Annotated in this window: 20 protein-coding genes and 1 pseudogene; 11 read left to right on the forward strand and 10 right to left on the reverse strand. The window is 74.2% G+C overall.

From position 1 onward, the window contains the following. Window positions 1–118 precede the first annotated feature (118 nt). Together AC3ET4_RS08690 and thpR are read left to right on the forward strand one after the other, a co-directional pair. Window positions 119–1,219 (forward strand): citrate synthase 2, encoded by a 1,101-nt coding sequence (locus AC3ET4_RS08690; RefSeq protein WP_431947688.1) that lies wholly within the window; start codon window positions 119–121, stop codon window positions 1,217–1,219. Window positions 1,220–1,279: 60 nt separating this feature from the next. Continuing rightward, window positions 1,280–1,849, forward strand: a complete 570-nt coding sequence (gene thpR / locus AC3ET4_RS08695; RefSeq protein WP_431947690.1) for an RNA 2',3'-cyclic phosphodiesterase — start codon at window positions 1,280–1,282, stop codon at window positions 1,847–1,849. A gap of 261 nt (window positions 1,850–2,110) precedes the next feature. Here the strand turns inward: thpR and AC3ET4_RS08700 are convergent, their stop codons facing one another. The 3 genes from AC3ET4_RS08700 to AC3ET4_RS08710 form a co-directional block, all read right to left on the reverse strand. Next, window positions 2,111–2,530 carry a CBS domain-containing protein gene (locus AC3ET4_RS08700; protein ID WP_431947692.1) on the reverse strand — a complete coding sequence of 140 codons (420 nt, stop codon included), beginning with the start codon at window positions 2,528–2,530 and terminating at the stop codon, window positions 2,111–2,113. Between the two features lie 68 nt (window positions 2,531–2,598). Next, window positions 2,599–3,597 (reverse strand): aldo/keto reductase, encoded by a 999-nt coding sequence (locus tag AC3ET4_RS08705; RefSeq protein ID WP_431947694.1) that lies wholly within the window; start codon window positions 3,595–3,597, stop codon window positions 2,599–2,601. Between the two features lie 34 nt (window positions 3,598–3,631). Then, window positions 3,632–4,324 carry a GDSL-type esterase/lipase family protein gene (locus AC3ET4_RS08710; protein WP_431947749.1) on the reverse strand — a complete coding sequence of 231 codons (693 nt, stop codon included), beginning with the start codon at window positions 4,322–4,324 and terminating at the stop codon, window positions 3,632–3,634. Window positions 4,325–4,500: 176 nt separating this feature from the next. On the opposite strand from AC3ET4_RS08710, the gene AC3ET4_RS08715 reads away from it, so the two are divergent. After that, complete coding sequence (locus AC3ET4_RS08715; RefSeq protein ID WP_431947696.1) at window positions 4,501–5,514, forward strand: hypothetical protein; 1,014 nt, start codon at window positions 4,501–4,503, stop codon at window positions 5,512–5,514. A 302-nt stretch (window positions 5,515–5,816) separates the two neighbouring features. Here the strand turns inward: AC3ET4_RS08715 and serC are convergent, their stop codons facing one another. Next, entirely contained in the window at window positions 5,817–6,935 is a 1,119-nt protein-coding gene (serC, locus tag AC3ET4_RS08720; protein WP_431947698.1) for a phosphoserine transaminase, read from the reverse strand. A gap of 86 nt (window positions 6,936–7,021) precedes the next feature. On the opposite strand from serC, the gene AC3ET4_RS08725 reads away from it, so the two are divergent. Next, complete coding sequence (locus AC3ET4_RS08725; RefSeq protein ID WP_431947700.1) at window positions 7,022–9,823, forward strand: FAD-binding and (Fe-S)-binding domain-containing protein; 2,802 nt, start codon at window positions 7,022–7,024, stop codon at window positions 9,821–9,823. A 37-nt stretch (window positions 9,824–9,860) separates the two neighbouring features. Here the strand turns inward: AC3ET4_RS08725 and AC3ET4_RS08730 are convergent, their stop codons facing one another. The 3 genes from AC3ET4_RS08730 to AC3ET4_RS08740 form a co-directional block, all read right to left on the reverse strand. Continuing rightward, window positions 9,861–10,439, reverse strand: coding sequence for a Uma2 family endonuclease (locus tag AC3ET4_RS08730; protein WP_431947702.1), 579 nt, complete (start codon window positions 10,437–10,439; stop codon window positions 9,861–9,863). A 246-nt stretch (window positions 10,440–10,685) separates the two neighbouring features. After that, a complete protein-coding gene (locus AC3ET4_RS08735) occupies window positions 10,686–12,170 on the reverse strand; it encodes an MFS transporter (RefSeq protein WP_431947704.1) in 1,485 nt (494 codons plus the stop codon). Between the two features lie 18 nt (window positions 12,171–12,188). Next, window positions 12,189–12,644: a MarR family winged helix-turn-helix transcriptional regulator gene (locus AC3ET4_RS08740; RefSeq protein ID WP_431947706.1), complete on the reverse strand. Its 456-nt coding sequence runs from the start codon at window positions 12,642–12,644 to the stop codon at window positions 12,189–12,191. Between the two features lie 144 nt (window positions 12,645–12,788). Between AC3ET4_RS08740 and AC3ET4_RS08745 the strand changes: the two genes are divergently transcribed. After that, window positions 12,789–12,998, forward strand: coding sequence for a FitA-like ribbon-helix-helix domain-containing protein (locus tag AC3ET4_RS08745; protein WP_431947707.1), 210 nt, complete (start codon window positions 12,789–12,791; stop codon window positions 12,996–12,998). On the opposite strand, the pseudogene AC3ET4_RS08750 reads toward AC3ET4_RS08745, so the two are convergent. Continuing rightward, window positions 12,968–13,912: pseudogene (locus AC3ET4_RS08750) on the reverse strand (solute carrier family 23 protein); the annotation flags it as partial. The gene AC3ET4_RS08745 and the pseudogene AC3ET4_RS08750 sit on opposite strands and share 31 nt — an antisense overlap. A 139-nt stretch (window positions 13,913–14,051) precedes the next feature. Between AC3ET4_RS08750 and AC3ET4_RS08755 the strand changes: the two are divergent. Both AC3ET4_RS08755 and AC3ET4_RS08760 read left to right on the forward strand, forming a co-directional pair. Next, window positions 14,052–14,336: a DUF2530 domain-containing protein gene (locus tag AC3ET4_RS08755; protein WP_431947709.1), complete on the forward strand. Its 285-nt coding sequence runs from the start codon at window positions 14,052–14,054 to the stop codon at window positions 14,334–14,336. 178 nt (window positions 14,337–14,514) lie between these two features. Continuing rightward, on the forward strand, window positions 14,515–16,944 hold the full coding sequence (locus tag AC3ET4_RS08760; protein WP_431947711.1) for an HAD-IC family P-type ATPase: 2,430 nt from the start codon (window positions 14,515–14,517) through the stop codon (window positions 16,942–16,944). 6 nt (window positions 16,945–16,950) lie between these two features. Here the strand turns inward: AC3ET4_RS08760 and AC3ET4_RS08765 are convergent, their stop codons facing one another. Further along, window positions 16,951–20,121 carry a sacsin N-terminal ATP-binding-like domain-containing protein gene (locus AC3ET4_RS08765; RefSeq protein ID WP_431947751.1) on the reverse strand — a complete coding sequence of 1,057 codons (3,171 nt, stop codon included), beginning with the start codon at window positions 20,119–20,121 and terminating at the stop codon, window positions 16,951–16,953. A 1,191-nt stretch (window positions 20,122–21,312) separates the two neighbouring features. Then, complete coding sequence (locus AC3ET4_RS08770) at window positions 21,313–22,215, reverse strand: DUF3027 domain-containing protein (RefSeq protein ID WP_431947713.1); 903 nt, start codon at window positions 22,213–22,215, stop codon at window positions 21,313–21,315. Window positions 22,216–22,428: 213 nt separating this feature from the next. Here AC3ET4_RS08770 and AC3ET4_RS08775 point away from each other — a divergent pair, with 213 nt between their 5' ends. The 4 genes from AC3ET4_RS08775 (at window position 22,429) to AC3ET4_RS08790 (ending at window position 25,969) form a co-directional block, all read left to right on the forward strand. Next, window positions 22,429–23,808 carry an MFS transporter gene (locus AC3ET4_RS08775; protein WP_431947715.1) on the forward strand — a complete coding sequence of 460 codons (1,380 nt, stop codon included), beginning with the start codon at window positions 22,429–22,431 and terminating at the stop codon, window positions 23,806–23,808. Window positions 23,809–23,920: 112 nt separating this feature from the next. After that, entirely contained in the window at window positions 23,921–24,391 is a 471-nt protein-coding gene (locus AC3ET4_RS08780) for a hypothetical protein (RefSeq protein WP_431947717.1), read from the forward strand. Between the two features lie 19 nt (window positions 24,392–24,410). After that, entirely contained in the window at window positions 24,411–25,112 is a 702-nt protein-coding gene (locus tag AC3ET4_RS08785; protein ID WP_431947719.1) for a futalosine hydrolase, read from the forward strand. Continuing rightward, on the forward strand, window positions 25,109–25,969 hold the full coding sequence (locus AC3ET4_RS08790; protein WP_431947721.1) for a 1,4-dihydroxy-6-naphtoate synthase: 861 nt from the start codon (window positions 25,109–25,111) through the stop codon (window positions 25,967–25,969). The genes AC3ET4_RS08785 and AC3ET4_RS08790 overlap by 4 nt, the downstream gene beginning before the upstream one ends. Window position 25,970: the final 1 nt, after the last annotated feature.

Raw genomic sequence — 25,970 nt, forward strand, 5'->3', positions numbered from 1 at the left:
GTATCTGTGCACTCCCCACACCGGGGGATATCGTGCGGGCACCCAGTGCCGACCCCCGCGCCATTCCGCGTGCCACAAGCACCACCGGATCGTCGACCGCATCACGAGGAGCCGCCTGATGTCCGACTTCGTACCCGGACTCGAGGGAGTCGTCGCCTTCGAGACGGAGATCGCCGAACCCGACAAGGAAGGCGGCGCCCTGCGCTACCGCGGGGTGGACATCGAGGACCTGGTGGGCCGCGTCTCCTTCGGGAACGTCTGGGGCCTGCTGGTCGACGGTGCCTTCAACCCCGGCCTTCCTCCCGCCGAGCCCTTCCCGATCCCCGTCCACTCCGGCGACATCCGCGTCGACGTCCAGTCGGCGCTGGCCATGCTCGCTCCGGTGTGGGGACTGAAGCCGCTGCTGGACATCGACGCCGAGCAGGCCCGCGAGGACCTGGCGCGCGCGGCCGTGATGGCGCTGTCGTACGTGGCGCAGTCGGCACGCGGCCAGGGACTGCCGATGGTGCCGCAGCGCGAGATCGACAAGGCGCAGTCGGTGGTCGAGCGCTTCATGATCCGCTGGCGCGGCGAGCCCGACCCCAAACACGTCGCCGCCGTCGACGCCTACTGGACCTCCGCCGCCGAGCACGGCATGAACGCGTCCACCTTCACCGCCCGGGTCATCGCCTCCACCGGCGCCGACGTGGCCGCCGCGCTGTCGGGCGCGGTAGGCGCCATGTCGGGCCCGCTGCACGGCGGCGCGCCCTCCCGCGTGCTGGGCATGATCGAGGAGATCGAGCGGACCGGCGACGCCGAGGCGTACGTGAAGCAGGCCCTGGACAGGGGCGAGCGCCTGATGGGCTTCGGGCACCGCGTCTACCGTGCCGAGGACCCGCGGGCCCGGGTGCTGCGCCGTACCGCCAGGGAACTGGGCGCCCCCCGTTTCGAGATCGCGGAGGCGCTGGAGAAGGCCGCCCTGGAGGAGCTGCACTCCCGCCGCCCGGACCGCGTCCTGGCCACCAACGTGGAGTTCTGGGCGGCGATCATCCTGGACTTCGCCGAGGTCCCGGCCCACATGTTCACCTCGATGTTCAGCTGCGCCCGCACCGCCGGCTGGTCGGCGCACATCCTGGAGCAGAAGCGCACCGGCCGGCTGGTGCGCCCCTCGGCCCGCTACGTCGGCCCGGGCGCCCGCGACCCGCGTGAGGTTCCGGGCTACGCGGCCATCGCCCCGTAGGCGGCCCGCCCACACCCGGCGCACCTCGCACGCCCGCCGCGGGCGGTGCACCCTGGGGGCATGAGGCTGTTCGTGGCCGTTCTGCCTCCCGGCGCCGCCCTCGCCGAGCTGGCAGACGCCGTGGACGCGCTGCGCGCCCTGCCGGGCGCGGACGGGCTGCGCTGGACGGAACGCGCCGGGTGGCATGTGACGCTGGCGTTCCTCGGGGAGGTGGACGAGGCTCTGCTGCCCGCCCTGGTCGAACGGCTCGAGCGGGCGGCGCGGCGCCATCCTCCCTGCCGGGTGCGCCTGGGCCGTGGGGGCCGCTTCGGCGACCGGACTCTGTGGGCGGGACTGGACGGCGACGACCTGGGCGGCGCGGCCGCGGCGGCGCGGGCCGCCGCACGGCGGGCGGGCGTCCGCCACGAGGACGAGCATGGCGCCTTCCACGCCCACCTGACGCTCGCCCGGCAGCGCTCCGGGCGCGTCAGGGTGGGTCTGCGGCCCTTCACGGACGCGCTCGGCGCGTTCTCGGGGACGCCGTGGACGGCGGGGGCGGTCCGCCTGGTGCGGAGCCATCCGCCCACGCCCGGAGTGCCGGGTGCCCAGCCCCGCTACGAGACGGTGCGGACCTGCCCTCTGGGGCACTGAGGCCGCCCCGTTAACCTCGCTGTGTGGACCCGAAGACCCGTACCCGCGTAATGACCGCCGCTCTCGCTCTGCTGGTGGTCGTGGTGATCGTCGGCACGATCGTGCGCGGCTAGCCGCCGCGGCCGGGCGGCCGCAGGCGCTCGGGGCGGCCCTGCGACCGTCGGCCGCCCGGCGGCCGTGGTCGGCCGTGGCCGGCCGGGCAGTGTCGTCGGCCGTCGTCGTCTGTCGTCGGCCGTCGTCGGCCCGGCGGTGTCGTCCGCCTCAGGAGCCGGCGTACACCTTCTCGACGAATTCCGCGACCTGTTCGTCGCTGAGGTGGCGGGCCAGGTCGGCCTCGGTGATGATGCCGATCAGCTTCTTGTTCTCCACCACCGGGAGCCGCTTGATGCGGTGCGATTCCATCTCGGTGAGGACGTCGGACACGTCGGCCTCGGCGTCGATCCAGCGCGGGGTGCCCTCGCACAGGTCGCCGCAGGTCACCTTGGAGGGGTCGCGTCCCGCGGCTACGCACTTGGTGACGATGTCCCGGTCGGTGATGATGCCGCACATCCGGTCGTTCGCGTCGTGGACCGGCAGCGCGCCGACGTTGAGCTCGCGCATCAGCTGCGCGGCGCGGTCGAGAGTCTCGGTCGCCGGTATCGCACGGGCGCCTGGGTGCATGATCTCTTTGGCTGTGGTCATACCCTCATCGTGCGCCCGACCGGGTGAATCTGCGACCGGGGCGCACGACGGGGCGGGGCGGCGGACGCCTACCAGGCGAAAGCCTCGGGGGACGGGCCGGGGCCGGGGAAGATCTCGTCCAGCTCGGCGAGCAGCTCCGCGGGCAGCCGCAGGTCGACCGCGCGCACCGCGGAGTCCAGCTGCTCACGGGTGCGCGGGCCGACGATCGGGCCCGTGACGCCGGGACGGCCCAGCAGCCAGGCCAGGGCGACGTCACCGGGCTGCAGTCCGGCCTTGTCGACCGCGTCCTCGTACCGCTGCACCTGCTCGCGCAGAGCGCTGTCCTTCAGCGAGTCGGCGCTGCGGCCGGAGGTGGAACGGGAGCCGCCGCCCTCACGCTCCTTGCGCAGTGCGCCGCCCAGCAGGCCGCCGTGGAGCGGCGACCAGGGGATGACGCCCAGGCCGTACTCCTGCGCGGCCGGGATCACCTCCATCTCGGCGCGGCGCTCGGCCAGGTTGTACAGGCACTGCTCGCTGACCAGGCCGATCGTGCCGCCGCGCCGGGCCGCGATCTCATTGGCCTGGGCGATCTTGTACCCGGGGAAGTTGCTGGAGCCCGCGTAGAGGACCTTCCCCTGCTGCACGAGCACGTCGACCGCTTGCCAGATCTCCTCGAAGGGGGTGTTCCGGTCGATGTGGTGGAACTGGTAGAGGTCGATGTGGTCGGTCTGCAGGCGCTTCAGGCTGGCCTCCACCCCACGCCGGATGTTGAGGGCGGAGAGCCGGTCGTGGTTGGGCCAGGCGGGCCCGTCGGGACCCATGTTCCCGTAGACCTTGGTGGCGAGCACCACCTTGTCGCGCCGGTCGCCGCCCTTCGCGAGCCAGTTCCCGATGATGGATTCCGTGCGGCCCTTGTTCTCGCCCCAGCCGTAGACATTGGCCGTGTCGATGAAATTCACGCCCGCGTCGAGAGCGGCGTCCATGATGGCGTGGCTGTCCGCCTCGTCCGTCTGCGGGCCGAAGTTCATCGTCCCCAGCACGAGTCGGCTGACCTTGAGTCCGGTGCGTCCGAGCTGTGTGTACTCCATGGGCCTCAAGACAACTCCTTGGAGTGCGCTCCAATCAAGCGATGCCGATGGGGTGCCGGTACGGCGCTCCGAGGCCCCACGCCTGGTACGCCGCGTCGGCGAAGGCGGCCGCCAGGCGGTGTTCGCCGGAGGCGTTGGGGTGGGTGCCGTCGCGGGTGTCCCTGGCGATGTCGTACCCGGCGGGGCGGGAGGCCAGCAGCAGCGGCGAGGCCGAAGTGCACAGGTCCGCGGTCGTCTTGGCCAGGAGGGTGTTGAACTCCTCGCACTGGGCGGCGAATCCGGGGTCGTGGTCGCAGCGCGAGTTGGGTATGACGGGCAGCAGCACCGCGGCGACGCGGGGGTTGGCGGCCCGCGCCCGTGCGACGAACAGCCGCACATGGGCATCGGTCTGCGCCGGGTCGGTGTAGAAGCCGAGGTCGATCAGCCCGAGCGACACCAGCAGTACGTCGGGACGGTGCTCCCGGACGGCGTCCTCGATCAGCGGCGCCATGTGCAGCCAGCCCTCGCCCCAGCCCGCGAGATGGCGGCGCGCGGAGAGGGGGAAGGCGGGGTCGGCGTAGCGCTGCGAGACGGCCGCGTCGGCGGCGGGGTCGTACAGCGCGGTCCGCGGTCCGACGATCTCGAAGTCCTCGCCCTCCGTGCCGAACGAGCACAGGTGCTGCCACATCCGGTAGCGCCAGGAGAGCTCCCCCGCGCTGCCGACGGTCATGGAGTCGCCGACGAACATCCACGCCGTGCGGCGTCCTGGCGTGCGGCGGGGCCCGTCGCCGGGGCCGGGGGAGGCGCTGAGCATGCAGGGGATCCTAGGCCGTGCCCGTCGGACGGCGCACCGGACTCCGGCCTCCGCACGCGCCGCCCAAGGCCCCGGCGCCGCCCGGGCCGGGCACCTGGCAGGCTAGGCCCATGCGTCCACTGCTCGCCGCGGCCGCGGCCTCCGTTCTCGTCATGGGTCCCCTGGTCGGCACGGCGGCCGCCGACGACGACGGGGAGTCCGTGGCTTTCACGATCTCGGACCCGCGGATCACCGAATCGAGCGGCCTCGTCGCCAGCCGCCTCCACAAGGGCGTCTACTGGGCGCACAACGACAGCGACGACGGCCCGTACGTCTACGCCGTCGACTCCGCGACGGGCAAGACGGTCGCCACCGTCACGCTGCGCGGCGTGGGCAGCCCGCGCGACGTCGAGGCGATCTCCATGGGCCCGGACGGCGCGCTGTACGTCGGCGACATAGGCGACAATCTCGGCGGCTCCTGGCCGCACGTGTGGATCTACCGCTTCCCGGAGCCCGAGCGGCTGGCGAACCAGACGGTCAGGGCGACGCAGTACACCGTCCAGTACGAGGGCGGCCCGCGCAACGCCGAGGCGCTGATGGTCGACCCGAAGACCGGGCGGGTGTACATCGCGAGCAAGAACGAGGACGGTGGCGGCCTCTACGAGGGCCCGGCGAAGCTCTCCGCGAGCGGCACCAACATCTTCCGGCGCATCGCGGACATCCCGCTGTGGATCACCGACGGCGCTTTCTCCCCGGACGGCAGCCGGCTGGTGCTGCGCGGCTACTTCGGCGCCCTGATGTACCGCTGGGAGGACGGCGAGGCCCGCCGGATCGACCAGATGCACGTGCCGCTGCAGCGGCAGGGCGAGTCCGTGGCCTTCACCCCGGACGGCAGGGCCCTCATGTACGGCAGTGAGGGCGAGGACAGCGAGGTCTGGCGCGTACCGCTCAAGGGGGACGACCTGCCCGACGCCGCCCGACGCGAGACGGCCTCCTCCCCCGGAGCCTCGGGAACCTCCACCACGGACACCACCGGCACCGAAGAACCCGGCTCCACACGCCAGTTCACCCTCGGCGCCGTCACCCTCGCCGCGATCGCCGCCCTGCTGATCGGCGTACGCCGGCTCCTGCGCCGGGAACGCTGAACGCCCGCGGGACCACCGCAGTGAGGGCGAGGACAGCGAGGTCTGGCGCGTACCGCTCAAGGGGGACGACCTGCCCGACGCCGCCCGACGCGAGACGGCCTCCTCCCCCGGAGCCTCGGGAACCTCCACCACGGACACCACCGGCACCGGCACCGAAGAACCCGGCTCCACACGCCAGTTCACCCTCGGCGCCGTCACCCTCGCCGCGATCGCCGCCCTGCTGATCGGCGTACGCCGGCTCCTGCGCCGGGAACGCTGAACGCCCGCGGGACCACCGTCGCGGTGGCCCCGCGGGGCCCGTGTCAGAGCCGCTCGACGACGAAGTCGACGCAGGCGGTCAGGGCCTGGACGTCCGCCGGCTCCACGGCCGGGAACATGGCCACGCGCAGCTGGTTGCGGCCCAGCTTGCGGTACGGCTCGGTGTCGACGATGCCGTTGGCGCGCAGCACCTTGGCGACGGCCGCGGCGTCGATGTCGTCGTTGAAGTCGATCGTGCCGACGACCTGGGAGCGCTTGGCCGGGTCGGTGACGAACGGGGTGGCGTGCTTGGAGTCCTCGGCCCAGCCGTACAGATGACCCGAGGAGGCGGCGGTGCGGCGCACCGCCCAGTCGAGACCGCCCTTCCCGTTGATCCACTCCAGCTGGTCGTTCAGCAGGAACAGGGTGGCGAGTGCCGGGGTGTTGTACGTCTGGTTCTTCCGCGAGTTGTCGATCGCGGTCGGCAGGTCGAAGAAGGCCGGGATGTGGCGGCCGGAGGCGGCGATCCGCTCCGCGCGCTCCAGCGCCGCCGGGGAGAACACGGCGATCCACAACCCGCCGTCGGCGGCGAAGGACTTCTGCGGGGCGAAGTAGTAGACGTCGGTCTCGGCGATGTCGACCGGCAGGCCGCCCGCGCCGGAGGTGGCGTCGACCAGGACGAGGGCGCCCTCGTCCGCGCCGGGGACGCGCCGCAGCGGCATGGCGACACCGGTCGAGGTCTCGTTGTGGGTGAGGGCGTAGACGTCCACGCCCGCCTCCGCGACCGCCTCGGGGTGCGAACCCGGGTCGGCGGAGACCACGGTGGGCTCGTCCAGCCACGGCGCCAGTTTGGCGGCCTTGGCGAACTTGGAGGAGAACTCGCCGAAGCTGAGGTGCTGCGACCTGCGCTCGATCAGTCCGTGGGTGGCGATGTCCCAGAAGGCGGTGGAGCCGCCGTTGCCGAGCACCACCTCGTAGCCCTCGGGGAGCGCGAACAGCTCACGGATGCCGTCCCGGACCCGGCCGACCAGGTCCTTCACCGGTGCCTGCCGGTGAGAGGTGCCCATCAGCGAGGTGCCGGTGGCGGCCAGCGCGCTGAGCGCCTCAGGCCGCACCTTGGAGGGGCCCGAACCGAATCGTCCGTCGGCGGGCTTGATGTCAGCGGGAATCTGGATCTCGGCCACATTCGCAGCGTAATGCGTGACGAGCCCGTTACGGGGCCGTGTCCCATCCGGTGAGACATGTGCCGCGACGGGGCAGGCTACGGGACATGACGGGCGATGAGCGGCACGCGTTGCGCCGCGACCTGGAGCGGGCCCTGCGGGGCGAGGTCTTCTTCGACGCGCAGAGCAGGGCGCTGACCTCGATGGACGCGTCCAACTACCGGCGTATTCCGGTGGCCGTCGTCGCCCCGTACGACGCCGAGGACGTGGCCGCGGCGCTCGCCGTGTGCCGGGCGCACGGGGTGCCGGTGGTGCCGCGCGGCGGCGGCACGTCGATCGCGGGGCAGGCGACGGGCACCGGCGTCGTGCTCGACTTCACCCGGCACATGCACCGGATCGTGTCACTCAGCCCCGAGGCGTTGACGGCCCGGGTGCAGCCCGGGGTCGTCCTGGACGACCTGCGGCGCGCCGCCGCCGCGCACGGGCTGACCTTCGGCCCCGATCCGTCCACCCACAGCCGCTGCACCCTCGGCGGCATGATCGGCAACAACGCGTGCGGCGCGCACTCCGTCGCCTGGGGCACCACGGCCGACAACGTCCGCGCCCTGGAATGCCTCACCTACGGCGGCGAACCGCTGCGCACCACCGACCCGCTCCGCGCGGACCTGCGGGAACTCGTGGACGGCCACCTCGCCCTGCTGCGCACCGGCTATCCGCAGCACCTCCCCCGCCGCATCTCCGGCTACGCCCTGGACGCGCTGCTGCCCGAGCGCGGCCAGGACCTGGCCCGCGCCCTGACAGGCAGCGAGGGCACGCTCGCCGTGCTGACGGAGGCCGAGGTCCGGCTGGTGCCCGCGCCCGCGGTGCGCGTCCTGGTCGTCCTCGGCTACCCGGACGAGAGCGCCGCCGCCGACGCCGCGAACGGCCTGCTGCCGTACGGCCCGCTGACGGTGGAGGGCATGGCCGCCGACCTGGTGGGCGGCGGGGAGGCCGCCGAACTGCTGCCGCGGGGCGGGGCGTGGCTCTTCGTCGAGATGCCCGGCACCGGTGAGGCGGAGGCGCTGCGGCGGCTCGCCGACGCGGTCGACTCGGCCGTGGTGACCTCCCCGATCGCGCAGCGCGCGCTGTGGCGGCTCCGCGAGGAGGCCGCCGGGACGGCCACCCGGACGCCCGCCGGCGCGGAGGCCTGGCCGGGCTGGGAGGACTGCGCGGTGCCCCCGGCGCGGCTCGGCGCCTACCTGCGTGACTTCCGCGTGCTGCTGCGTGAGCACGGCCTGCACGGCACCCCGTACGGGCACTTCGGCGACGGCTGCATCCACGTCCGCATCGACTTCGACCTGCTCGGCGCGGACGGGGTGGCCCGCTTCCGGCGCTTCTCCGAGGCCGCCGCCGACCTCGTCGTCGCCCACGGCGGCTCGCTGTCCGGGGAGCACGGCGACGGTCAGGCGCGCGCGGAGCTGCTGCCCCGGATGTACGGGGAGGAACTGGTGGCCCTCTTCGGCCGGTTCAAGGACGCGCTGGACCCGGCGGGCGGCCTCAACCCGGGCATGCTCGTACGGCCCGCTCCCCTCGACGCCGATCTGCGCTTCGCTGTCCTGCCGCGGCGGCCCGTCGACGTCGCCTTCGGCTACCCCCGCGACGGCGGTGACTTCTCGGCGGCGGTGCGCCGCTGCGTCGGCGTCGCCAAGTGCCGCGAGACGGGCGCGGGGGCGGGGGCCGGCGTCATGTGCCCCTCGTACCGGGTGACAGGTGAGGAGCGGCACTCCACCCGCGGCCGGGCCCGGCTGCTGCACGAGATGCTCGCGGGCGAGATCGTCACCGGCGGCTGGCGCGCGCCGGAGGTCGCGGACGCACTCGACCTGTGCCTGTCCTGCAGGGGCTGCCGGTCGGACTGCCCGGTCGGCGTCGACATGGCCACCTACAAAGCGGAGTTCCTGCACCAGCGCTACCGGCGGCGGCTGCGGCCCGCCTCCCACTACGTGATGGGCGGTCTGCCGACCTGGCTGCGTCTCGCGGCACCGGCCACCGGGACCCTGAACGCGCTGGCGCGGGTCGGGCCGCTGACGGCTCTGGGCAAGCGGGTGGCGGGGATCGCGCCCGAGCGGGAGCTGCCCCTGCCGGCGGAGGAGTCCTTCGTGCGCTGGTGGCGGCGGCAGGAGCCGCCCGCACCGGGGGCGCGGGCCGGGGCCGGGGCCGGGGCGGACACGGAGGCGACCGTGGTCCTGTGGCCGGACACCTTCACCGACCGCTTCTCCCCCGAGGTGGGCCGCGCCGCCGTACGCGTCCTCAGGGCGGCCGGGCTGCGGGTCGTGCTGCCCCCGGGGCGCGTGTGCTGCGGCCTGACCTGGGTCTCGACCGGCCGGCTCGACCGGGCCCGAAGGGTGATGCGCCGCACGGTGGAGCGGATGGCGCCGGTGGTGGCCGCGGGACGTCCCGTCGTCGTCCTGGAACCGAGCTGCGCGGCGGCGCTCCGCACCGACCTGCCCGAGCTACTCGGCACCGGCGAGGCGGCGGCCCTGGCGGATTCGGTGCGCACCTTCGCGCAGGTGCTGGAGGAGGCGGCGCCCGGCTGGACACCGCCGCGCCTCGACCGGCCCGTCACCGGCCAGACCCACTGCCACCAGCACGCCGTCCTCGGCGACGCCGCCGAGCGCCGGCTGCGCGCCCGCGCCGGGCTCAGCGGGGCCCTGGCCTCCGGCTGCTGCGGTCTGGCCGGGAACTTCGGCTTCGAACGCGGCCACTACGAGGTCTCCGTCGCCTGCGCCGAGGACCGTCTGCTGCCCGCGGTCCGCGCTGCCCGGCCCCGTACGGCCGTCCTCGCGGACGGCTTCTCCTGCCGCACCCAGCTCGCCCAGCTCGCCGGGGTACGGGCGCGCCACCTCGCGGAGCTGCTGGCGGACGGGTTCTGAGGCGGCGGACCGGCGAGGACCTTGTGGGGTGCGGGCCTCAGAACTCCGCGGTGTCCAGCTCGAGCCCGAAGGGCTCGGGCAGCCGCAGCGGCGTGCCGAAGGGGTGCGGGCCGTCCACCGACCGGTAACCGAGCTCCCCCGGCTCCGCGTACAGGGTGCAGCTGCGCTCCTGCCGGTCGACGAGCAGATACAGGGGCGCACCGTACTCGGCGTAGCGCCGGCGTTTGACGATCCGGTCCGTGTCGCCGTTGGAGTCAGAGGTGACCTCCACCACCAGCAGGGTCTGGTGGGGGACGAGAGCATCGGCTTCCGCCAGCTCCTCCGGCACGACGGCCAGGTCCGGCACGTACCAGTTGCCGCTGCCGGGGAGGTCCAGATTCCCCGAGCCCGAAAGGCAGCCCATCTTCTGCACGACAGGGTCGATCTGCCGACGGATCATGGCGGCGGCCCTCTCATGCCCCCAGGTAGGTGGCACCACTTGCTGGATGACCCCCTCGACGATCTGCACCCGGTCCCCCCCGTGGTGCCGGATCGCGTACTTCAGCGCGGTTTCCGGGTCGTCCGGCGCATACGAACCGGCGGCCGCCCGAGGCGCCCGATGGGGCTGTGAGCTCATCGGTCCTCCAGGGACTCCGCGTATCCGAGTGACGACAGCTCCGATTCTCACGCAGCCGGCGCCCGCCTGGGGCGCCCCGATCGCACATTCACTCGAAACGATGAAGGGGACGCACCGGCGGAAGCGCCGCGCCTGCGCGAGGAGCGGGACCGCGGGGCGTGGGCCCGCGCGTCCGCCGCCGGAGACCGGGCGGCGAGGCCGCCGCCCGGCCCGGCGCGGACGCCACGGCCCACCGCCGCAGCGCGCTCAGGCGGCCACCGACTCCGCCCCCACCGGCTGCGGCTCCCGCGGCACCAGCTCGATCAGCTTGTGGTCCTTGCCGCGATGCAGGTCGATCTTGAGCCGCAGCCCGCCCATTCGGGCCAGCACGAGCCCCACGCAGGCCGCCGCCGCCGCGGCGACCAGGCCGCCGGCCAGGAAGCCGATCCGGGCGCCGAACACATCGGTGACCCAGCCGACGAGCGGCCCGCCCAGCGGGGTGCCGCCCACGAAGACCATCATGAACAGGCTCATGACCCGGCCGCGCATGGCGGGGTCGGTGGCGAGCTGCACACTGGCGTTGGCCGTGGTGTTGAAGGTCAGGCCGAAGACGCCGATCGGCAGCATGAGCGCCAGGAAGATCCAGTACGTCGGCGACAGCGCCGCCACGACCTCCAGCAGCCCGAAGGCCAGCGCCGCGCCGACCAGCAGCCGCAGCCGGCTGCTGCCGCGCCGGGCCGCCAGCAGCGCGCCGATCACGGAGCCGACCGCGAGGACGGTGTTGAACAGGCCGTACATCCCGGCGTCGCCGTGGAAGACATGGTCGGCGAAGGCGGTGAGCCAGATCGGGAAGTTGTAGGCGAAGGTGCCGATGAAGCCGACCAGCACGATGGGCCAGATCAGCTCGGGCCGCCCGGCGACATAGCGCAGCCCCTCACGCAGCTGGCCCTTGCCGCGCGGCGCGGTGGGCACCTCGTACAGCTCGGAGCGCCGCATGAGCAGCAGCCCGGCGAGCGGGGCGAGGAAGGACAGGCCGTTGAAGAGGAACGCCCAGCCGCTGCCGACCGCGGTGATCAGCACACCCGCGACGGCGGGGCCGATGAGCCGGGCGCTCTGGAAGTTGGCGGAGTTCAGGGAGACGGCGTTGCGGACGTCGGCGGGGCCCACCATCTCGACGACGAACGCCTGCCGTGCCGGGTTGTCGACGACGGTGACCATGCCGAGGCCGAAGGCGATGGCGTACACGTGCCAGACCTGCACGGCGCCGCTGAGGGTCAGTGCGGCGAGGCCGAGGCCCAGCAGTCCCAGGAGGGCCTGGGTGGTCAGCAGGATGCGGCGCTTGGGGTAGCGGTCGGCGATGACGCCGCCGTAGAGCCCGAAGAGGAGCATCGGGAGGAACTGCAGCGCGGTGGTGATACCCACGGCGAAGGAGGAACCGGTGAGGCTCAGCACCAGCCAGTCCTGCGCGATGCGGGACATCCAGGTGCCGGTGTTGGAGACGATCGCCCCGCCGGCGAAGAGCCGGTAGTTGCGGTTGCGGAGCGAGCTGAACATGCCGCCGGGCGCGGGCGGCGCGGCGGGGCGGCCGGCGCCGTCGCCCCGGGAGGTTCCGGCCGGCTCCGCACCCCCCGCGGCGGCGTCGGCGCCCGCCGGGATGGGCAGGTCGGCCGGGTCGGCCGTGCCCCCGGCCGGTCCGGTCCTCTCAGGGTTGGTCGGTTCGGGTGCGGCGTCTGATGCGGCTGCCGAACTCAATCCGGTCTCGCCTCCTCGTCATCGGGTCCTTGTGTCGGCGTGAGCGAGCTTCTCCAGGACGGGCGCCGCCTCCCTGAGCACGGCGCGTTCCTGCTCAGTCAGGGTGGCCATGAGTTCGGCCAGGAACGCGTTGCGCCGGGCCCGGCTCTCCTCGAGCATCGTCTCCGCCTGCTCTGTCTGCCGGACGACGACCTGCCTGCGGTCGTCGGGGTGCGGGTCCCGGTGGACCAGGCCCTTCGACTCAAGCATGGCGACGATCCGCGTCATGGACGGCGGCTGTACGTGCTCCCTGCGGGCCAGCTCCCCCGGAGTGGCGGATCCGCAGCGCGCGAGCGTGCCCAGCACGGACATCTCCGTCGGGCTCAGCGACTCGTCGACCCGGTGGTGGCGCAGCCGGCGCGAGAGCCGCATCACGGCGGCGCGCAGCGTGTTCACCGCCGCGCGGTCGTCCTCGGACAGTTCGGTCACGTTCATTAGACTAGCTCATTACCTATGCTAAGTAAAAATGGCGAGAGCGCCGCGGCCACCAAACCCATCCACCAGAAAAATCACCCGTACGGGTGACTTCCGCCCGGAAAGCGAGGCATGGCCGAAGAGGCCCGCCCGACCCTTGGGCGCATGGCTTCGAGAGTGCTCAGCATGCGCGTGGACGAGGAGCTGCACGAACGCCTTCAGGCCCGCGCGGCGAAGCGCGGAATGAGCGTCCAGGACTACATCGTCCGGACGCTCGCCCGCGATGACTTCGACGAACGGCTCAAGGCCTCGGTCGACGAGACCGAGCAGTTCTACGCGGGCGGTCACGTCAGGCCCAGCGCCGGCATCAGGTAGGAGAAGGCGAAGACCGCCGCCACCGCGTAGAGCGCGGGCGGCACCTCGCGGCCGCGCCCGGCCACCAGCCGCAGCGCGCAGAAGGTGATGAACCCGATGCCGATGCCGTTGGTGATCGAGTAGGTGAACGGCATGAGCAGCATCGTCAGGAACGCCGGGACCGCGATCGTGAAGTCGCTCCAGTCGAACCCCCGGATGCTGCCCACCATGATCAGGAAGCCCACCGCGACCAGCGCGGGGGTGGCCGCCTGCGCCGGGACCATCGTGGCCAGCGGCGCGAAGAACAGGGCGGCGACGAAGAGCAGCCCGGTGGCGACCGAGGCGAGGCCGGTGCGCGCTCCCTCACCGGTGCCGGCGGTGGACTCCGCGTAGCAGATGTTGGCCGAGCAGGAGGCCAGGCCGCCCGCCGCCGTCGCGACGCCGTCGACCATCAGGACCCGGCTCATCCCGGGCAGGTCGCCCCGGGAGTCCAGCAGGTGCGCCTCGTCGGCGACGCCGAGGATGGTGCCCATCGCGTCGAAGAAGCAGCTCAGCAGCACGGTGAAGACGAAGAGGACGCCGGTGAGCACACCGACCTCCTGGAAGCCGCCGAACAGACTCACCTTGCCGAGCAGCCCGAAGTCGGGGGGCGCGACCGGGTTGCCGGGCCACTGCGGGACGGTCAGGCCCCAGGAGGCGTCCTTGACGTTCGCCACCGCGTCCACGACGAGCGCCAGGAGCGTCATCGCGACGATGCTGATCAGGATGGCTCCGGGCACCTTGCGGATGATCAGCCCGAGGGTCAGCAGCGCGCCGAGGATGAAGATCAGCACCGGCCAGCCGGTCAGATGGCCGCCCGTGCCCAGTTGCAGCGGGACGGTGGTGTGCGCGGCGTCCGGGATGCGGGTCACGAAGCCGGAGTCGACCAGGCCGATCGACCGGCTCGAGAGAGGGATTTGGAGGTTCCTACGATGGAAACCAGCCACCCTAGGGACCGTTTCAGTTGAACATACGAGTGCTTCAAAGGCTATCTTCGCGCGTAGACCCCTCGGGGACACTCGGTACGCTGTGCGCATGAGCAGCAGCAGCCACAGCAAGGGGACAACCGGCCTGCGCGAGGCGCCGGCGCCCCTGGAGGCGAACGACGTCGCGACCGTCACCGTCGGAACGGTCGTCTGGTTCGCGCTCTTCCTCGTCCAGCTCCCCTTCTACGGCTGGTACTCCGACCACGGCCACGCCTGGTGGATCTGGACCTGCCTGGCCGGCGGCTGCCTCGGGCTCGTCGGCCTGTGGTACGTCCGCGCCCGCCGGGACGCGATCGAGCGGGCCCGTGCCGCGCAGGAGGCCGGACAGGGCTGAGCCGCGCCCCCACCGCCCGCGCCCCTACCGCCCGCGTCCGTCCCGCCCGCGCCGGGCCGCCGGCACGCCCGGCGACCGCCCCGGAACGGGCCGCCACCACCCCGCCGTACACCGCCCCGCTCCCCGCCCCCGCCGCTCCTCGTGCCGCGCGCGGCGCCCGGCACGTACCGTCGAAGCCATGACGGAACGCACGCGGCAGGAGGCGGCCGGACCGACACGACCGGCGACGCTCGGCGGGCTGACCGCCGCCGAGGTGGCGGAGCGGGTCGCGCGGGGCGAGGTCAACGACGTGCCCGTGCGCTCGTCCCGCTCGCTGGCGGAGATCGTCCGCGCGAACGTCCTCACCCGCTTCAACGCGATCATCGGGGTGCTCTTCCTGATCATCCTGGTCGTGGGGCCGATCCAGGACGGCCTGTTCGGCTTCGTCATCATCGCCAACACCGGCATCGGCATCTTCCAGGAGTGGCGCGCCAAGAAGACCCTGGACGGACTCGCCGTCATCGGCGAGGCGAAACCCACCGTCCGCCGCGACGGGGTCGCCCATGAGGTCTCCGTCTCCGACATCGTCCTGGGCGACCTCGTCGAACTCGGGCCGGGGGACAAGGTGGTGGTCGACGGCGAGGTGGCCGAGGCCGACAGCCTGGAGGTGGACGAGTCGCTGCTCACCGGGGAGGCCGACCCCGTCGTCAAGCACCCCGGCGACCTGGTGATGTCCGGCAGCTTCGTCGTCGCCGGCGGCGGGGCCTTCACCGCGACCAAGGTCGGCCGGGAGGCCTACGCCGCGCGACTCGCCGAGGAGGCGACCCGCTTCACGCTCGTCAGCTCCGAACTGCGCAACGGAATCAGCCGGATCCTCAAGTACGTCACGTGGATGATGGTCCCCACCGCGATCGGCCTGATCGTCAGCCAGCTCGTCCTGGAGGGCAACGACTGGCGCGAGGCGGTCCGCCGCATGGTCGGCGGCATCGTGCCGATGGTGCCCGAGGGGCTGGTCCTGCTGACCTCGGTGGCCTTCGCGATCGGCGTCATCCGGCTGGGCCGCAGGCAGTGCCTCGTCCAGGAGCTGCCCGCGATCGAGGGCCTGGCCCGGGTGGACGTGGTGTGCCTGGACAAGACCGGCACCCTCACCGAGGGCACGATGGACGTCGCCGAACTACGGATGCTGGACGGCCCGGCCGAGCCCTACGTGCGGCAGGTGCTCGGCGCGGTCAGCTCCGCCGATCCCCGCCCCAACCCCACGCTGACCGCCGTCGCCGCGGCCTTCCCCGCCCCCGGCGACGGCTGGCACGTCACAAAGGCGCTGCCCTTCTCCTCCGCCCGCAAATACAGCGGCGCGGCGTTCACCGAACCGGGCGGGGAACGCAGCGCCTGGCTGCTCGGCGCCCCCGATGTGCTGCTCGCCCCCGGCGACCCTGCGCTGGGCGAGGTCGACGACCTCAACGCCCACGGCCTGCGGGTGCTGCTGCTCGCCCGGACCGGCGCGGACCTCGACGACCCGGCGGCGGACGCCTCGGCCGTCCCGGCCGCACTGGTCGTCCTGGAGCAGCGGCTGCGCCCCGACGCCGCCGCCACCCTGCGCTACTTCGCCGAGCAGGACGTCCAGGCCAAGGTCATCTCCGGCGACAACGCGGTCTCCGTCGGCGCGGTCGCCCGGAAGCTGGGGCTGCCCGGCGCCGAGCGGACGGTCGACGCCCGCGAGCTGCCCGCCGAACGCGGCCCCATGGCGGCCGAGATCGGCCGGGGCGCGGTCTTCGGCCGGGTCACCCCGCGGCAGAAGCGGGAGATGGTGGGCGCGCTGCAGTCCGGCGGCCACACCGTGGCGATGACCGGGGACGGCGTCAACGACGTCCTCGCCCTCAAGGACGCGGACATCGGCGTTGCCATGGGGTCCGGCTCGGAGGCGACGCGGGCGGTCGCCCAGATCGTGCTGCTCGACAACAGCTTCTCGACCCTCCCGTCGGTCGTGGCCGAGGGCCGCCGCGTCATCGGCAACATCACGCGCGTCGCGACCCTCTTCCTCACCAAGACCGTCTACTCGGTCCTGCTCGCCCTGCTGGTGATCATCTGGCACGCGCCCTACCCGTTCCTCCCCCGGCACCTGACGCTGCTGTCCACGCTGACCATCGGCGTCCCCGCCTTCTTCCTCGCCCTGGCCCCCAACACCGAGCGGGCCAGGCCGCACTTCGTGCGCCGGGTCATGCGCTACTCGCTGCCCGCCGGGGTGATCGCGGGCGTCGCCACCTTTGTGACGTACATGCTCGCCCGGCACCATTACCGCGGCGACGGCGCGCTGGAGGCCGAGACCAGTGCCGCGACGCTGACCCTCTTCCTCATAGCGACCTGGGTGCTGGCGCTGGTGGCACGCCCCTACACCTGGTGGCGGATCGGCCTGGTCCTCGCCATGGGCGCCGGTTTCCTCGTCGTGCTGGTCACCCCCTGGCTGCAGGAGTTCTTCGCCCTCCGCCTGGTCGGCACGCGGGGCCCCTGGACGGCCGTCGCCGTGGCGGCGGCCGCCGCCTTCCTGCTGGAGCTGGTCTGGCGCCGCGTCGGCCGCGTGGACGACGACACCGCCGCGCCGGAGCGGGAGGGCGCGCCAGGTCCCCGCTGAGGGGGCTCAGTCGAACCAGCGGTCGCGGGCCAGCTCCTCCGTACGGGTCGGGTCCTCCAGCAGCGCCGCCACCTCGAAGCGGCGCTGCCAGGCGCCGGCCGCCCAAGCCAGGCCCGCGGCGACGCCTTCCAGCGTGGCGGCGTGCAGGGTGCCGTCGACCCACCGCCAGTCGAGCTCGACGGTGCCGCCGTCGGGGGCCGCGACCAGCAACTCCTCGTGCTCGACATACGACAGGGGGACGCCCGGCAGCAGCTCGCGGACCGTGTCCGCGACGTCGTGCGGTTCCCCCTGCGAGACGACCGGGGCGTCGAACGCCTCACTGAGCCGACGCACCTGGAACAACTCGGCCAGCGCCGCGGCACGGACCGGCGGCACCGGGAGCAGGGGCAGGTCCGCGGCGAGCGGCAGCAGGTCCGGCGCGTCCGCGACGAGGGCCTCCCCGGCGTCGACCACGCGCGGCTCACGGCCGTCGACGACGGCTCGCAGCTCGTCGGGGAGGGTCACCTGCTCGGGGTCGACGGTGGCCAGCTCGGAGTAGAGCCGGTGCAGCTGGGCCGGGGTGACGGCGGAGTCCGGGTCGGCGAGGCGGGCGAGCAGTTCGGCGGCGCCGCCCGGCTCGACCAGCAGAGCCGGGACGGACGTGCGCACGCCGAGCGCGCGCAGCACCTCGTCGTCGACGGCCCCGGCCTCGGCGTCCTCGTACAGCCCGGCGAGCAGCGGGTCGCCGCCGGCGGCGCGCAGGCCGACCGGGCGGCGGCCGTCGAGGACCGGGTGGTCGCGCAGCCACCACGCGGTGTAGGGCCGCACGGTGCGCGTGGTGCCGTCCGGCAGCAGGACCCGCACCGGCTGGGTGACCGCGTCGCGCAGCGGCGGCACGGAGAGCATCGCCAGAGCCTGCGGCCAGGCGTCGTCGTCGACGAGGTCGAGGTCCCGCACGGCGACGATCTCGGTGGCGACCGGCGGCACGTCGGTGTCCGGCAGCTGGTCCAGGACGTCCTCGCACCAGACGTCGACCGCGTCAAGCAGCCCGGCGTCGTCCGGCTCGGCCCAGTCGCCGTCCCGGGGCTCCAGCTCGTCCGGGTCGAGCACCACGTCGGTGGCCCGCACCAGCGCGAAGGTGGCGAGCACGCCGACCGCGGTCAGCGGCTGCTCGCCCCAGCGGGCCGCCAGGTCCGCGTCGACCAGGCCCAGCTCCCCTTCCCGGACGACCCGCTCGAAGGCGCTGCCCGGCAGCACCAGTTCACCGGCGGGGGCGAGCTCGCCCTCGTCGTCGGTCAGGGCCAGCGCGGCCAGCCACGGCTCGTCGCCCGGGGCGAGGTTCGCGGCCCGGACCAGGCCCAGGACGACCTCGGCCAGCTCCTCCGCGTCCAGCGCGGGGGCGGCATCCGCCCCGACGCCGTCGTACCACGCCTCGTCGGCGTCCAGGGACGCGGCCACGGCGGCCCGCACCTGCGGGGTGGTCAGGACGGCGCGCGGCGTCGCGGGGGTGGCTCCGAGCTTCTCCAGCAGCGGGTGCGCGGCCCGCGGATCGGCCACTTTCAGGCCCAGCCGGCCCAGCTCCGACGCGGTGGGCAGTGCGGTGCCGGCCGGGACGGCCTCGTCGGCGTAGACGCTGTCCATCTCGGGCAGCGGCAGCAGCACCTGGCGCGGTCCGACGACCGTACGGCCGTCCGCGAGCGGCACGGGGAGCCCGCTCAGCCGGTCCGGGTCGGTGCCGGCCAGAGAGTCGTAGAGTCGGCGCCACCAGGCCGCGGGCCGCTCCACCCCGGCCAGCCGGTCGATCGCGTCGCCCAGCGGCAACCGGGCGACCCCGAGGGCCCGCAGCTCGGGACGGCGCTCCAGCCCTGGCGGCAGCAGCGTCGGGAAGACCTCCGCCAGCACCCGGACGGTCTCCGCGCCGGCGCCCTCCACGACCTCGGCCTCCACCGGGCGCAGCGCGGGCGGGAGGTCGTCCCCCTCGTCGGTTCCGGACACGTCGGCGGCGCGCGGCAGGAAGGCGGTGCGCGGCAGTTGCTCCAGCACGTGGCGGCGCAGTTCGGCGTCGAGTTCGCCCTTGCCCAGCGGGCCGGGCACCAGGTCCACGATGCCCGCGGCGACCGGCCGCCAGTCCGCCAGCAGCCGTACGTACAACTCGGCGGCCCGCGCGACCAGGAAGCCGGTGAGGGCGCCGGGCGCGGCGTGGCGCCGGCTCGGGTCCAGCGGCAGCGAGGCGATGAGCAGGGCGGGCAGCCCCAGCGGTTCGTCGGTAGGCGTCGGGGCGTGCACGAAGGGCGCGGTCCGCGGCCGCTCGGGCGCGCCGTCCCGGCCCACCGGCACGGCCCAGGTCACCGACCACACCGGACGCAGCCGCTCCTCGACCGGGCGGTCGGCCAGCAGCGCCGCCTCCAGCGCGCCGGCCTCGCTCACGGTGCGCCAGCGGGTCGTCCCGCCGGCGCTGTCCACGACGACGGTCAGCCCGTCCTCCTGACCCCGGGTCAAGGTCCGCACGCCCTCCGGCGTCTCCACGACCACCTCGGCGAGGCCCGGAAGGGACAGCAGCAGCGCGTCGTCGATCCCGGCGAGCAGGCGCGCCGCGAGGTCCGCGGCGGCGCCGTCGCGCAGCGGCAGCACGACGCACGTGTCGTAGCCCTCCGGAGCGGTTCCCTCGGCGGGCAGCGGCAGCCGCAGCAGCGGTACGTGGCCGTCCCTTCGGCGCAGTTCGTCGGCGAGCCCGGCAGACCCCGCCCCGGTCTCCCGCGCCAGGTCCCGGGCCTCCGCCAGCGACCAGCGCACGCCGCCGCTGCGGCTGAGGATCGCGGGCTCGTCGCTGACCGCGAGCACGGCGGAGAAGCCGACGCCGAAGCGGCCGACGGACAGGTCGCCGTCCTCGCGCTTGGCGCTGGCCCGCAGCGTCGACAACGACTCCACGCCCACGGCGTCCAGGTGGGCCCCGGTGTTCGCGGCGGCGAGCACCCCCTCGCGCAGGGTCAGCCGCAGCCGGCCTGCCACCCCGGCACGGGCCGCCGCGTCGGCGGCGTTCTGGGCCAGTTCGACGACGAGTCGGTCGCGGTAGCCGCCGAGCGCGAGGTCCTCCTCCGCGTTGGCGTCCTCCCGGAACCGGGCGGGCGACGCGGCCCACGCGTCCAGCACGGCCCGCCGCAGCCGTGCGGTCCCGAACGGATCTGCGCCCCGGTCCATCGCGGTCCCGCTCACGTCGTCTTCTCCTCACGCGTACTCGCATGCCCTGTGCGGGTCGACGCTACAGCGTGCGCGGCCACGGCCGCCCGGCGTGCCCGCGGGGGCCGGGCGGCCCATGCGGGTGTGGTGCCCGCACGCAGCAGCACCGAGCGCACAGCGGCCCGGGCCCGCGGTGCCGTCCGGCCGCGACCCCGGGGCCACCCGCAGCGCCGCCACCGGCCCGGCGAAGCCGCGAGCAGGCCGGAGGCCCCGCGGCACCAACCCGCACCGCCACCGCTGTACCGGCCCGGGCCGGTGTAGGCGACAGCCCCCGTCACAAGGCGATGCCCTCACAGACGGCCGGGCGGCGCGCCGACCTGGCCGCCCCACCCGGCGGCACAGACCAGCCGCATGAGGGCACCCGCGCTCACCAGCCCGCAGCCTCGCCGCCCCCCACCCGCCCAAGCGTCAACGGTGCCCAACCCGGACGGCCCGGCCTCGACGACGCCTTGGAGATCCGCAGGGCCCGCGCTCCTGGGCGGCCCCACCCCTCCCGCAAGCCCCGCCACTCCGCCCGGCAAGACCGCCGACAGCGGCGCGGTCCCGGGCCCCGAAGTCGCCGCCGAGCGGCAGGCGGGCTCGCCGGACGCGCCGCGGGCGACCGGCCGCTGCCGCAGGTGCGCCCCCGCGCGCACGTCACGGCGGGCGTGGAAGGGCAGGGCTGGACGGCACGAACCCCGGTGGGCGGTCGCCTTCGGCGGTGCCGGCCACGGCCGGCTCATAGAAGTGCCGCCCAGCGGGCACCGGCTCGGGCACACATCCTGGGCGCCCGCAGCGCCGACCCGGCCCGGCGGAGCCGTGAGCGGTCCAGTGCCCAGCGCCCCCCGGGCCTCAGCCCGCACCATCAGTGCCCAGCGCGCCCCGCTCGGACACAGCACCCCCGGGCATCAGCCCGCACCCCCAGGGCATCAGCCCGCACCACCAGTGCTCAGCACCCCCCGCTCGGACACAGCACCCCCGGGCATCAGCCCGCACCACCAGTGCCCAGCGCCCCCCGCTCGGACACAGCACCCCCGGGCATCAGCCCGCACCACCAGTGCCCAGCGCCCCCCGCTCGGACACAACACCCGCGGGCATCAGCCCGCACGCGCACCGGCCCGCGGCCCGGCGGCGCCACCCGGCACCCGCCGGAGCCGCCCGCCGGCGGAGCCGTCAGCTGTGGCCGAGTTCCTCGGCGGGGGTCGTGTCCTCGACGGAGCCCTGCCGGTCCGGGTGCAGGCGCAGCGGCTCCACCGCGGTCTCGTCGAGGACCGGCGGCGCCGGGCGGGGAGGCTTGGGCATCACGGCGGCCTCGGAGTGGGCGCCGCACCCGTACGCGAGGGAGACGACGCGCCCGTCCGCCGGGGAGAACTCGTTCGCGCAGATGCCGAAGGCCTGCCGCAGCGAGCCCGCGATAGGGACGAGGAAGCCGCAGGAGACGCACTGGGCGGGGGCGGCCTGGGCCATGGGGGCCTTCGCGCCGTACTCGTCCTCCCATCGGTCCGCGGCGACGTGCAGCCCGTAACGGGACAGCACGCGCGGCCGGGCCATGCCGATCTCCTCCGCGACGGCCGCGATCGAGCCGACCGCCGGCGCCATCGGCAGGGCCGCGGGCGGACCTCCGGAGACGTCGGCGTCCTCGGCCTCGACGAGGTCGGCCATCTCGTGCGAGACCGGCGAGTTCGGCGGCGGCGCGTCCTCCCCGGAGAAGCCGGGCTCCAGGCGCAGGTCCTCCGCCTCGGTGGGCAGCAGATCGCCGGGGCCGAGGTCACCGGGGCGCAGACGCTCGCTCCACGGCACCCATTCGGGCGCGAGGACGGCGTCCGGCCCGGGCACCAGGACCGTCTCGTCCAGGGTGACCGCCTTGGCACGGGAGGCGCGGGTGAGCGTGACCGCCCAGCGCCAGCCGCGGTAGGCGGCCTCGCGGCAGGCGAACAGATGCGTCACCACCCTGTCACCCTCGGCGACCGTGCCGAGGTGCTCGCCGACCGCTTTCTCGCCGAAGGCCTCGACGGCGGCTTCGAGGGCGAGGTCGACCGCCTCGGCGCACAGGCGGTCAGGGGTACGGCTTCGCATCGCAGCACTCACAAGAATCGATTCTCTCCTACGCCGTCTTATGCGTGCGCCGCCGAGGGTCGGGCGGGCGGTGGCGGAGCGGACCGGGGGACCGCTTCAAACGCTGCCTGCCCGTACGTCCACGGGCGCACCTGATGACTCCATTCTGCGCGATCGCACGCTATCGGTGCGCGCCCCGTTCGGAAAGCCGCCCGGTAGGGCAGACTGGCGTGCGTGGCACGCACAGTGACGTCCGGCCCAGGACCGGTTCGCAGGGCGGGGAGCGCCGTCGCGCGTGCCACGCGGCGTTCGTCGTCCGCCGTGGTGCGCCGCGTCCGGCGCCACACGCACGCGGACGGGGCGGGCGAGTCGGGGCTCGCGAAGCTGATCGAGCTGCACGCGGTGAACTCGGCCGGCGACATGCTGATCACCGTCGCGCTCGCCAGCACGATCTTCTTCTCCGTGCCGACCGGTGAGGCGCGCGGCCGGGTGGCGCTCTACCTGCTCGTCACGATGGCCCCGTTCGCGCTGCTGGCCCCGGTGGTCGGGCCGCTGCTGGACCGGATCCCGCACGGGCGGCGCGCCGCGATGGCGATGTCGATGCTGGCCCGCGCGATCCTGGCCTGGACGATGGCAGGAGTGGTGGCGACCGCCGGACTGGAGCTGTACCCGGCCGCCCTGGGCGTGCTCGTGGCCTCGAAGGCGTACGGCGTGGTGCGCAGCGCCGTGGTGCCGCGGCTGCTGCCGGAGCGCACCACCCTGGTGAAGGCGAACTCGCGGGTGAGCCTGACGGGTCTGCTGGCCACGGCCGTGGCCGCGCCGGTCGGCGCACTGCTGCATCTGATCGGGCCGGGCGTGCCGTTGTACGGGGCGTTCGCCGTCTTCGTCTGCGGGACACTGCTCTCCTTCTCCCTCCCGCACAGGGTGGACTCCGCCAAGGGCGAAGCACGCGCGGAGCTGAGCGCGGGCGAGGACGCCGGGCCCGACCGCCCGGACCGCCGGTGGCAGGAGAAGCGGCCGGGACTGCGGAGCGTCGGAGGCCCGGTGCTGCACGCCCTGCAGGCCAACGCCTCGCTGCGGGCGCTGTCCGGGTTCCTGACGCTCTTCCTCGCGTTCCTGCTGCGCGAGCATCCGGTGGGCGGCCTCTCGGGGCCCGTCGCGCTGGGCGCGGTCGCCGTGGCGGCCGGCGGCGGCAACGCCTTCGGCACCGCGCTGGGCTCCTGGCTGCGCGCCCGCGGACCGGAGCGGATCATCATCGTCGCGCTGGCCGCCGCCCTGGCGGCGACCTGCGTGGCGGCGTCCTGGTACGGGGTGCTGACCATCGCCCTCGTCGCGGCCGCGGCGGGCATCGCGCAGGCACTGGGCAAGCTCTCGCTGGACGCCCTGATCCAGCGCGACGTCCCGGAGGAGGTGCGCACCTCGGCGTTCGCCCGCTCGGAGACCGCCCTCCAGCTGGCGTGGGTGTCGGGCGGCGCCATCGGCATCCTCCTGCCCCTCCACGGCACGCTCGGGATGGCGGTGGGCGCGGCCCTGGTGGCGCTCGGCGTCGTCTTCTCGGTCCGCGGGCTGCTGCGCGGCTCCCGGGGGACGGCGGCACGTCCGCGCACGGTGTGAGCCCGGCCCCGGCCCCGGCCCGACCTCGGCATCGCGCGGAAGGCGGCAGCCGGGGGACACGAGCGGGCCCCCCGGCGTAGCGGGAGCACGACCGCCCGGTAGCCTCACCCTCATGAGCAATCGCCGCCGTGCCGCCGCCCTCGGTGCTGTGTCCCTCGGGCTGATCGCCCTCTCCGCCTGCGAGAAGCCGACCCCCCTGGCGACCGTCACCGTCGGCGACAGGACCGTGACCACCGAGGCCACCGCCAAGTGCTACCTCGACGGGAAGAAGCTGTCGGAGAAGGACTTCATCGACTGCCTGCAGGGCAAGCCCGAGAAGACCATCACGGTCCGGCCCGGCGACAAGGTGCGGATCGGCGTCGACCCCGCGATCGCCGAGAAGGGCTGGGTCGTGGCCACAGGCACCGCCGGCAAGTCGGGGCTGCTGAAGGACACCACCTACCGCTCCCTCGACGCCGACACCCTGCTCGCCGACCCGCAGACCGGCGCCCCGGCCGGCGAGGTCACGCTCAACGTCATCGAGACCGGCGGCGGCCAGGACTACCTCGGTGTCTGGCAGTTCAAGCTGGAGACGGCGAGCTGACCCCCCGCCGGCCCCGGACATGACGCCCCGCCTGCTCGTCGTCACCGCCGTCGCGGCGGAACGCGACGCGGTCGTCCGCGGTCTCGGCGGCACGGCCACCGAGCGGCCCGTGCCCGGTGGCCGCGTCCTGCTGCGCACCGCGCTCGCGGACGTGCTGGCCGCCGGGGTCGGGCCCGCGGCAGCCGCCGCCGGCACGGCGGCGGCGCTCGCCGCGGCCGAGTACGCCCTCGTCGTCTCGGCCGGGATCGCCGGCGGCTTCCCGCCCGGCGCGCCGGTCGGCGCGACCGTCGTCGCCGACGCCCTCGTCGCCGCCGATCTGGGCGCCGAGGGCCCGGAGGGCTTCCTCCCGGTCGCCGCACTGGGCTTCGGCACCTCCGAGCACCGTCCGCCCGAAGCGCTGTCGCGCCGGGTCGCCGAGGTGCTCGGCGCGGCGTACGGGCCGGTCCTGACGGTGTCGACGGCGACCGGTACGGCGGCCCGGGCGGCAGAACTGACGCGCCGTCACCCAGGCGCGGTGGCCGAGGCCATGGAGGGCTTCGGCGTCGCGGAGGCCGCCGCGGCACACAAGCTGCCCGTTCTGGAGCTCCGCACGGTGTCCAACCCCGTGGGCCCGCGCGACCGGGCGGCCTGGAGGATCGGCGAGGCGCTCGAGGCGCTCGCCGACGCCTTCGCCCGGCTGGGGAAGGAACCGGCCGTACTCGGCGTTGGGGAACGGACATGAGCCAAGAGCGCGCGCTGCGGATCGCCTACTCCCCGTGTCCCAACGACACCTTCGTCTTCCACGCCTGGGCGCACGGCCTGGTCCCGGGCGCGCCACCGATCGACGTGACGTTCGCCGACATCGACATCACCAACGGCATGGCCGAGCGCGGCGAGTTCGAGATCCTGAAGGTCTCGTACGCGGTGCTGCCCTATGTGCTCGACGAGTACGCGCTGCTGCCCTGCGGCGGCGCGCTGGGCCGTGGCTGCGGTCCGCTCGTGCTGACCAGGGACGAGGGCACGGGCAGGGGCGCCGACCTGAGCGGGCGCACGGTGGCGGTGCCGAGCGAGCGCTCGACGGCGTATCTGCTCTTCAGGCTGTGGGCGGCCGCCGAAGTGCCGGGCGGTGTCGGGCAGATCGTCGTCCTGCCGTTCCACGAGATCATGCCTGCGGTGCGGGACGGCCGGGTCGACGCGGGACTCGTCATCCACGAGGCGCGCTTCACCTACCAGGACTACGGCCTGCACAAGCTCGCCGACATGGGCGAGCACTGGGAGCGGACGACCGGCCTGCCCATCCCGCTCGGCGCGATCATCGCCAAGCGCTCCCTCGGCGAGGAGCGGCTGCGCGAACTGGCGGACGCCGCCCGCGCATCCGTCCGGATGGCCTGGGACGAGCCGGAGGCCTCACGCGGCTACGTCATGGAGCACGCGCAGGAGATGGACCCGAAGGTGGCGGACCAGCACATCGGGCTGTACGTCAACGAGTTCACCGCGGCGCTCGGCGAGGAGGGCTACGCGGCGGTCCGCGGCCTGCTCACCCGGGCCGCGGCCGAGGGGCTGGTACCGCCCCTCGGTCCGCACGCGCTCGAGGTGTGAG

This window comes from Actinacidiphila sp. bgisy167, from assembly GCF_057707665.1.

Excerpts from the sequence above, each read along its gene's own strand:
- AC3ET4_RS08790 (WP_431947721.1), top strand. The coding sequence starts at position 25,109 with ATGAGCCAAGAGCGCGCGCTGCGGATCGCCTACTCCCCGTGTCCCAAC.
- AC3ET4_RS08785 (WP_431947719.1), top strand. The coding sequence starts at position 24,411 with ATGACGCCCCGCCTGCTCGTCGTCACCGCCGTCGCGGCGGAACGCGAC.
- AC3ET4_RS08730 (WP_431947702.1), bottom strand. The coding sequence starts at position 10,439 with ATGAGCTCACAGCCCCATCGGGCGCCTCGGGCGGCCGCCGGTTCGTAT.
- AC3ET4_RS08705 (WP_431947694.1), bottom strand. The coding sequence starts at position 3,597 with ATGGAGTACACACAGCTCGGACGCACCGGACTCAAGGTCAGCCGACTC.
- AC3ET4_RS08770 (WP_431947713.1), bottom strand. The coding sequence starts at position 22,215 with ATGCGAAGCCGTACCCCTGACCGCCTGTGCGCCGAGGCGGTCGACCTC.
- AC3ET4_RS08780 (WP_431947717.1), top strand. The coding sequence starts at position 23,921 with ATGAGCAATCGCCGCCGTGCCGCCGCCCTCGGTGCTGTGTCCCTCGGG.
- AC3ET4_RS08690 (WP_431947688.1), top strand. The coding sequence starts at position 119 with ATGTCCGACTTCGTACCCGGACTCGAGGGAGTCGTCGCCTTCGAGACG.
- AC3ET4_RS08765 (WP_431947751.1), bottom strand. The coding sequence starts at position 20,121 with ATGGACCGGGGCGCAGATCCGTTCGGGACCGCACGGCTGCGGCGGGCC.
- AC3ET4_RS08725 (WP_431947700.1), top strand. The coding sequence starts at position 7,022 with ATGACGGGCGATGAGCGGCACGCGTTGCGCCGCGACCTGGAGCGGGCC.
- thpR (WP_431947690.1), top strand. The coding sequence starts at position 1,280 with ATGAGGCTGTTCGTGGCCGTTCTGCCTCCCGGCGCCGCCCTCGCCGAG.
- AC3ET4_RS08715 (WP_431947696.1), top strand. The coding sequence starts at position 4,501 with ATGCGTCCACTGCTCGCCGCGGCCGCGGCCTCCGTTCTCGTCATGGGT.
- AC3ET4_RS08760 (WP_431947711.1), top strand. The coding sequence starts at position 14,515 with ATGACGGAACGCACGCGGCAGGAGGCGGCCGGACCGACACGACCGGCG.
- AC3ET4_RS08755 (WP_431947709.1), top strand. The coding sequence starts at position 14,052 with ATGAGCAGCAGCAGCCACAGCAAGGGGACAACCGGCCTGCGCGAGGCG.
- AC3ET4_RS08710 (WP_431947749.1), bottom strand. The coding sequence starts at position 4,324 with ATGTTCGTCGGCGACTCCATGACCGTCGGCAGCGCGGGGGAGCTCTCC.
- AC3ET4_RS08745 (WP_431947707.1), top strand. The coding sequence starts at position 12,789 with ATGGCTTCGAGAGTGCTCAGCATGCGCGTGGACGAGGAGCTGCACGAA.
- AC3ET4_RS08740 (WP_431947706.1), bottom strand. The coding sequence starts at position 12,644 with ATGAACGTGACCGAACTGTCCGAGGACGACCGCGCGGCGGTGAACACG.
- AC3ET4_RS08700 (WP_431947692.1), bottom strand. The coding sequence starts at position 2,530 with ATGACCACAGCCAAAGAGATCATGCACCCAGGCGCCCGTGCGATACCG.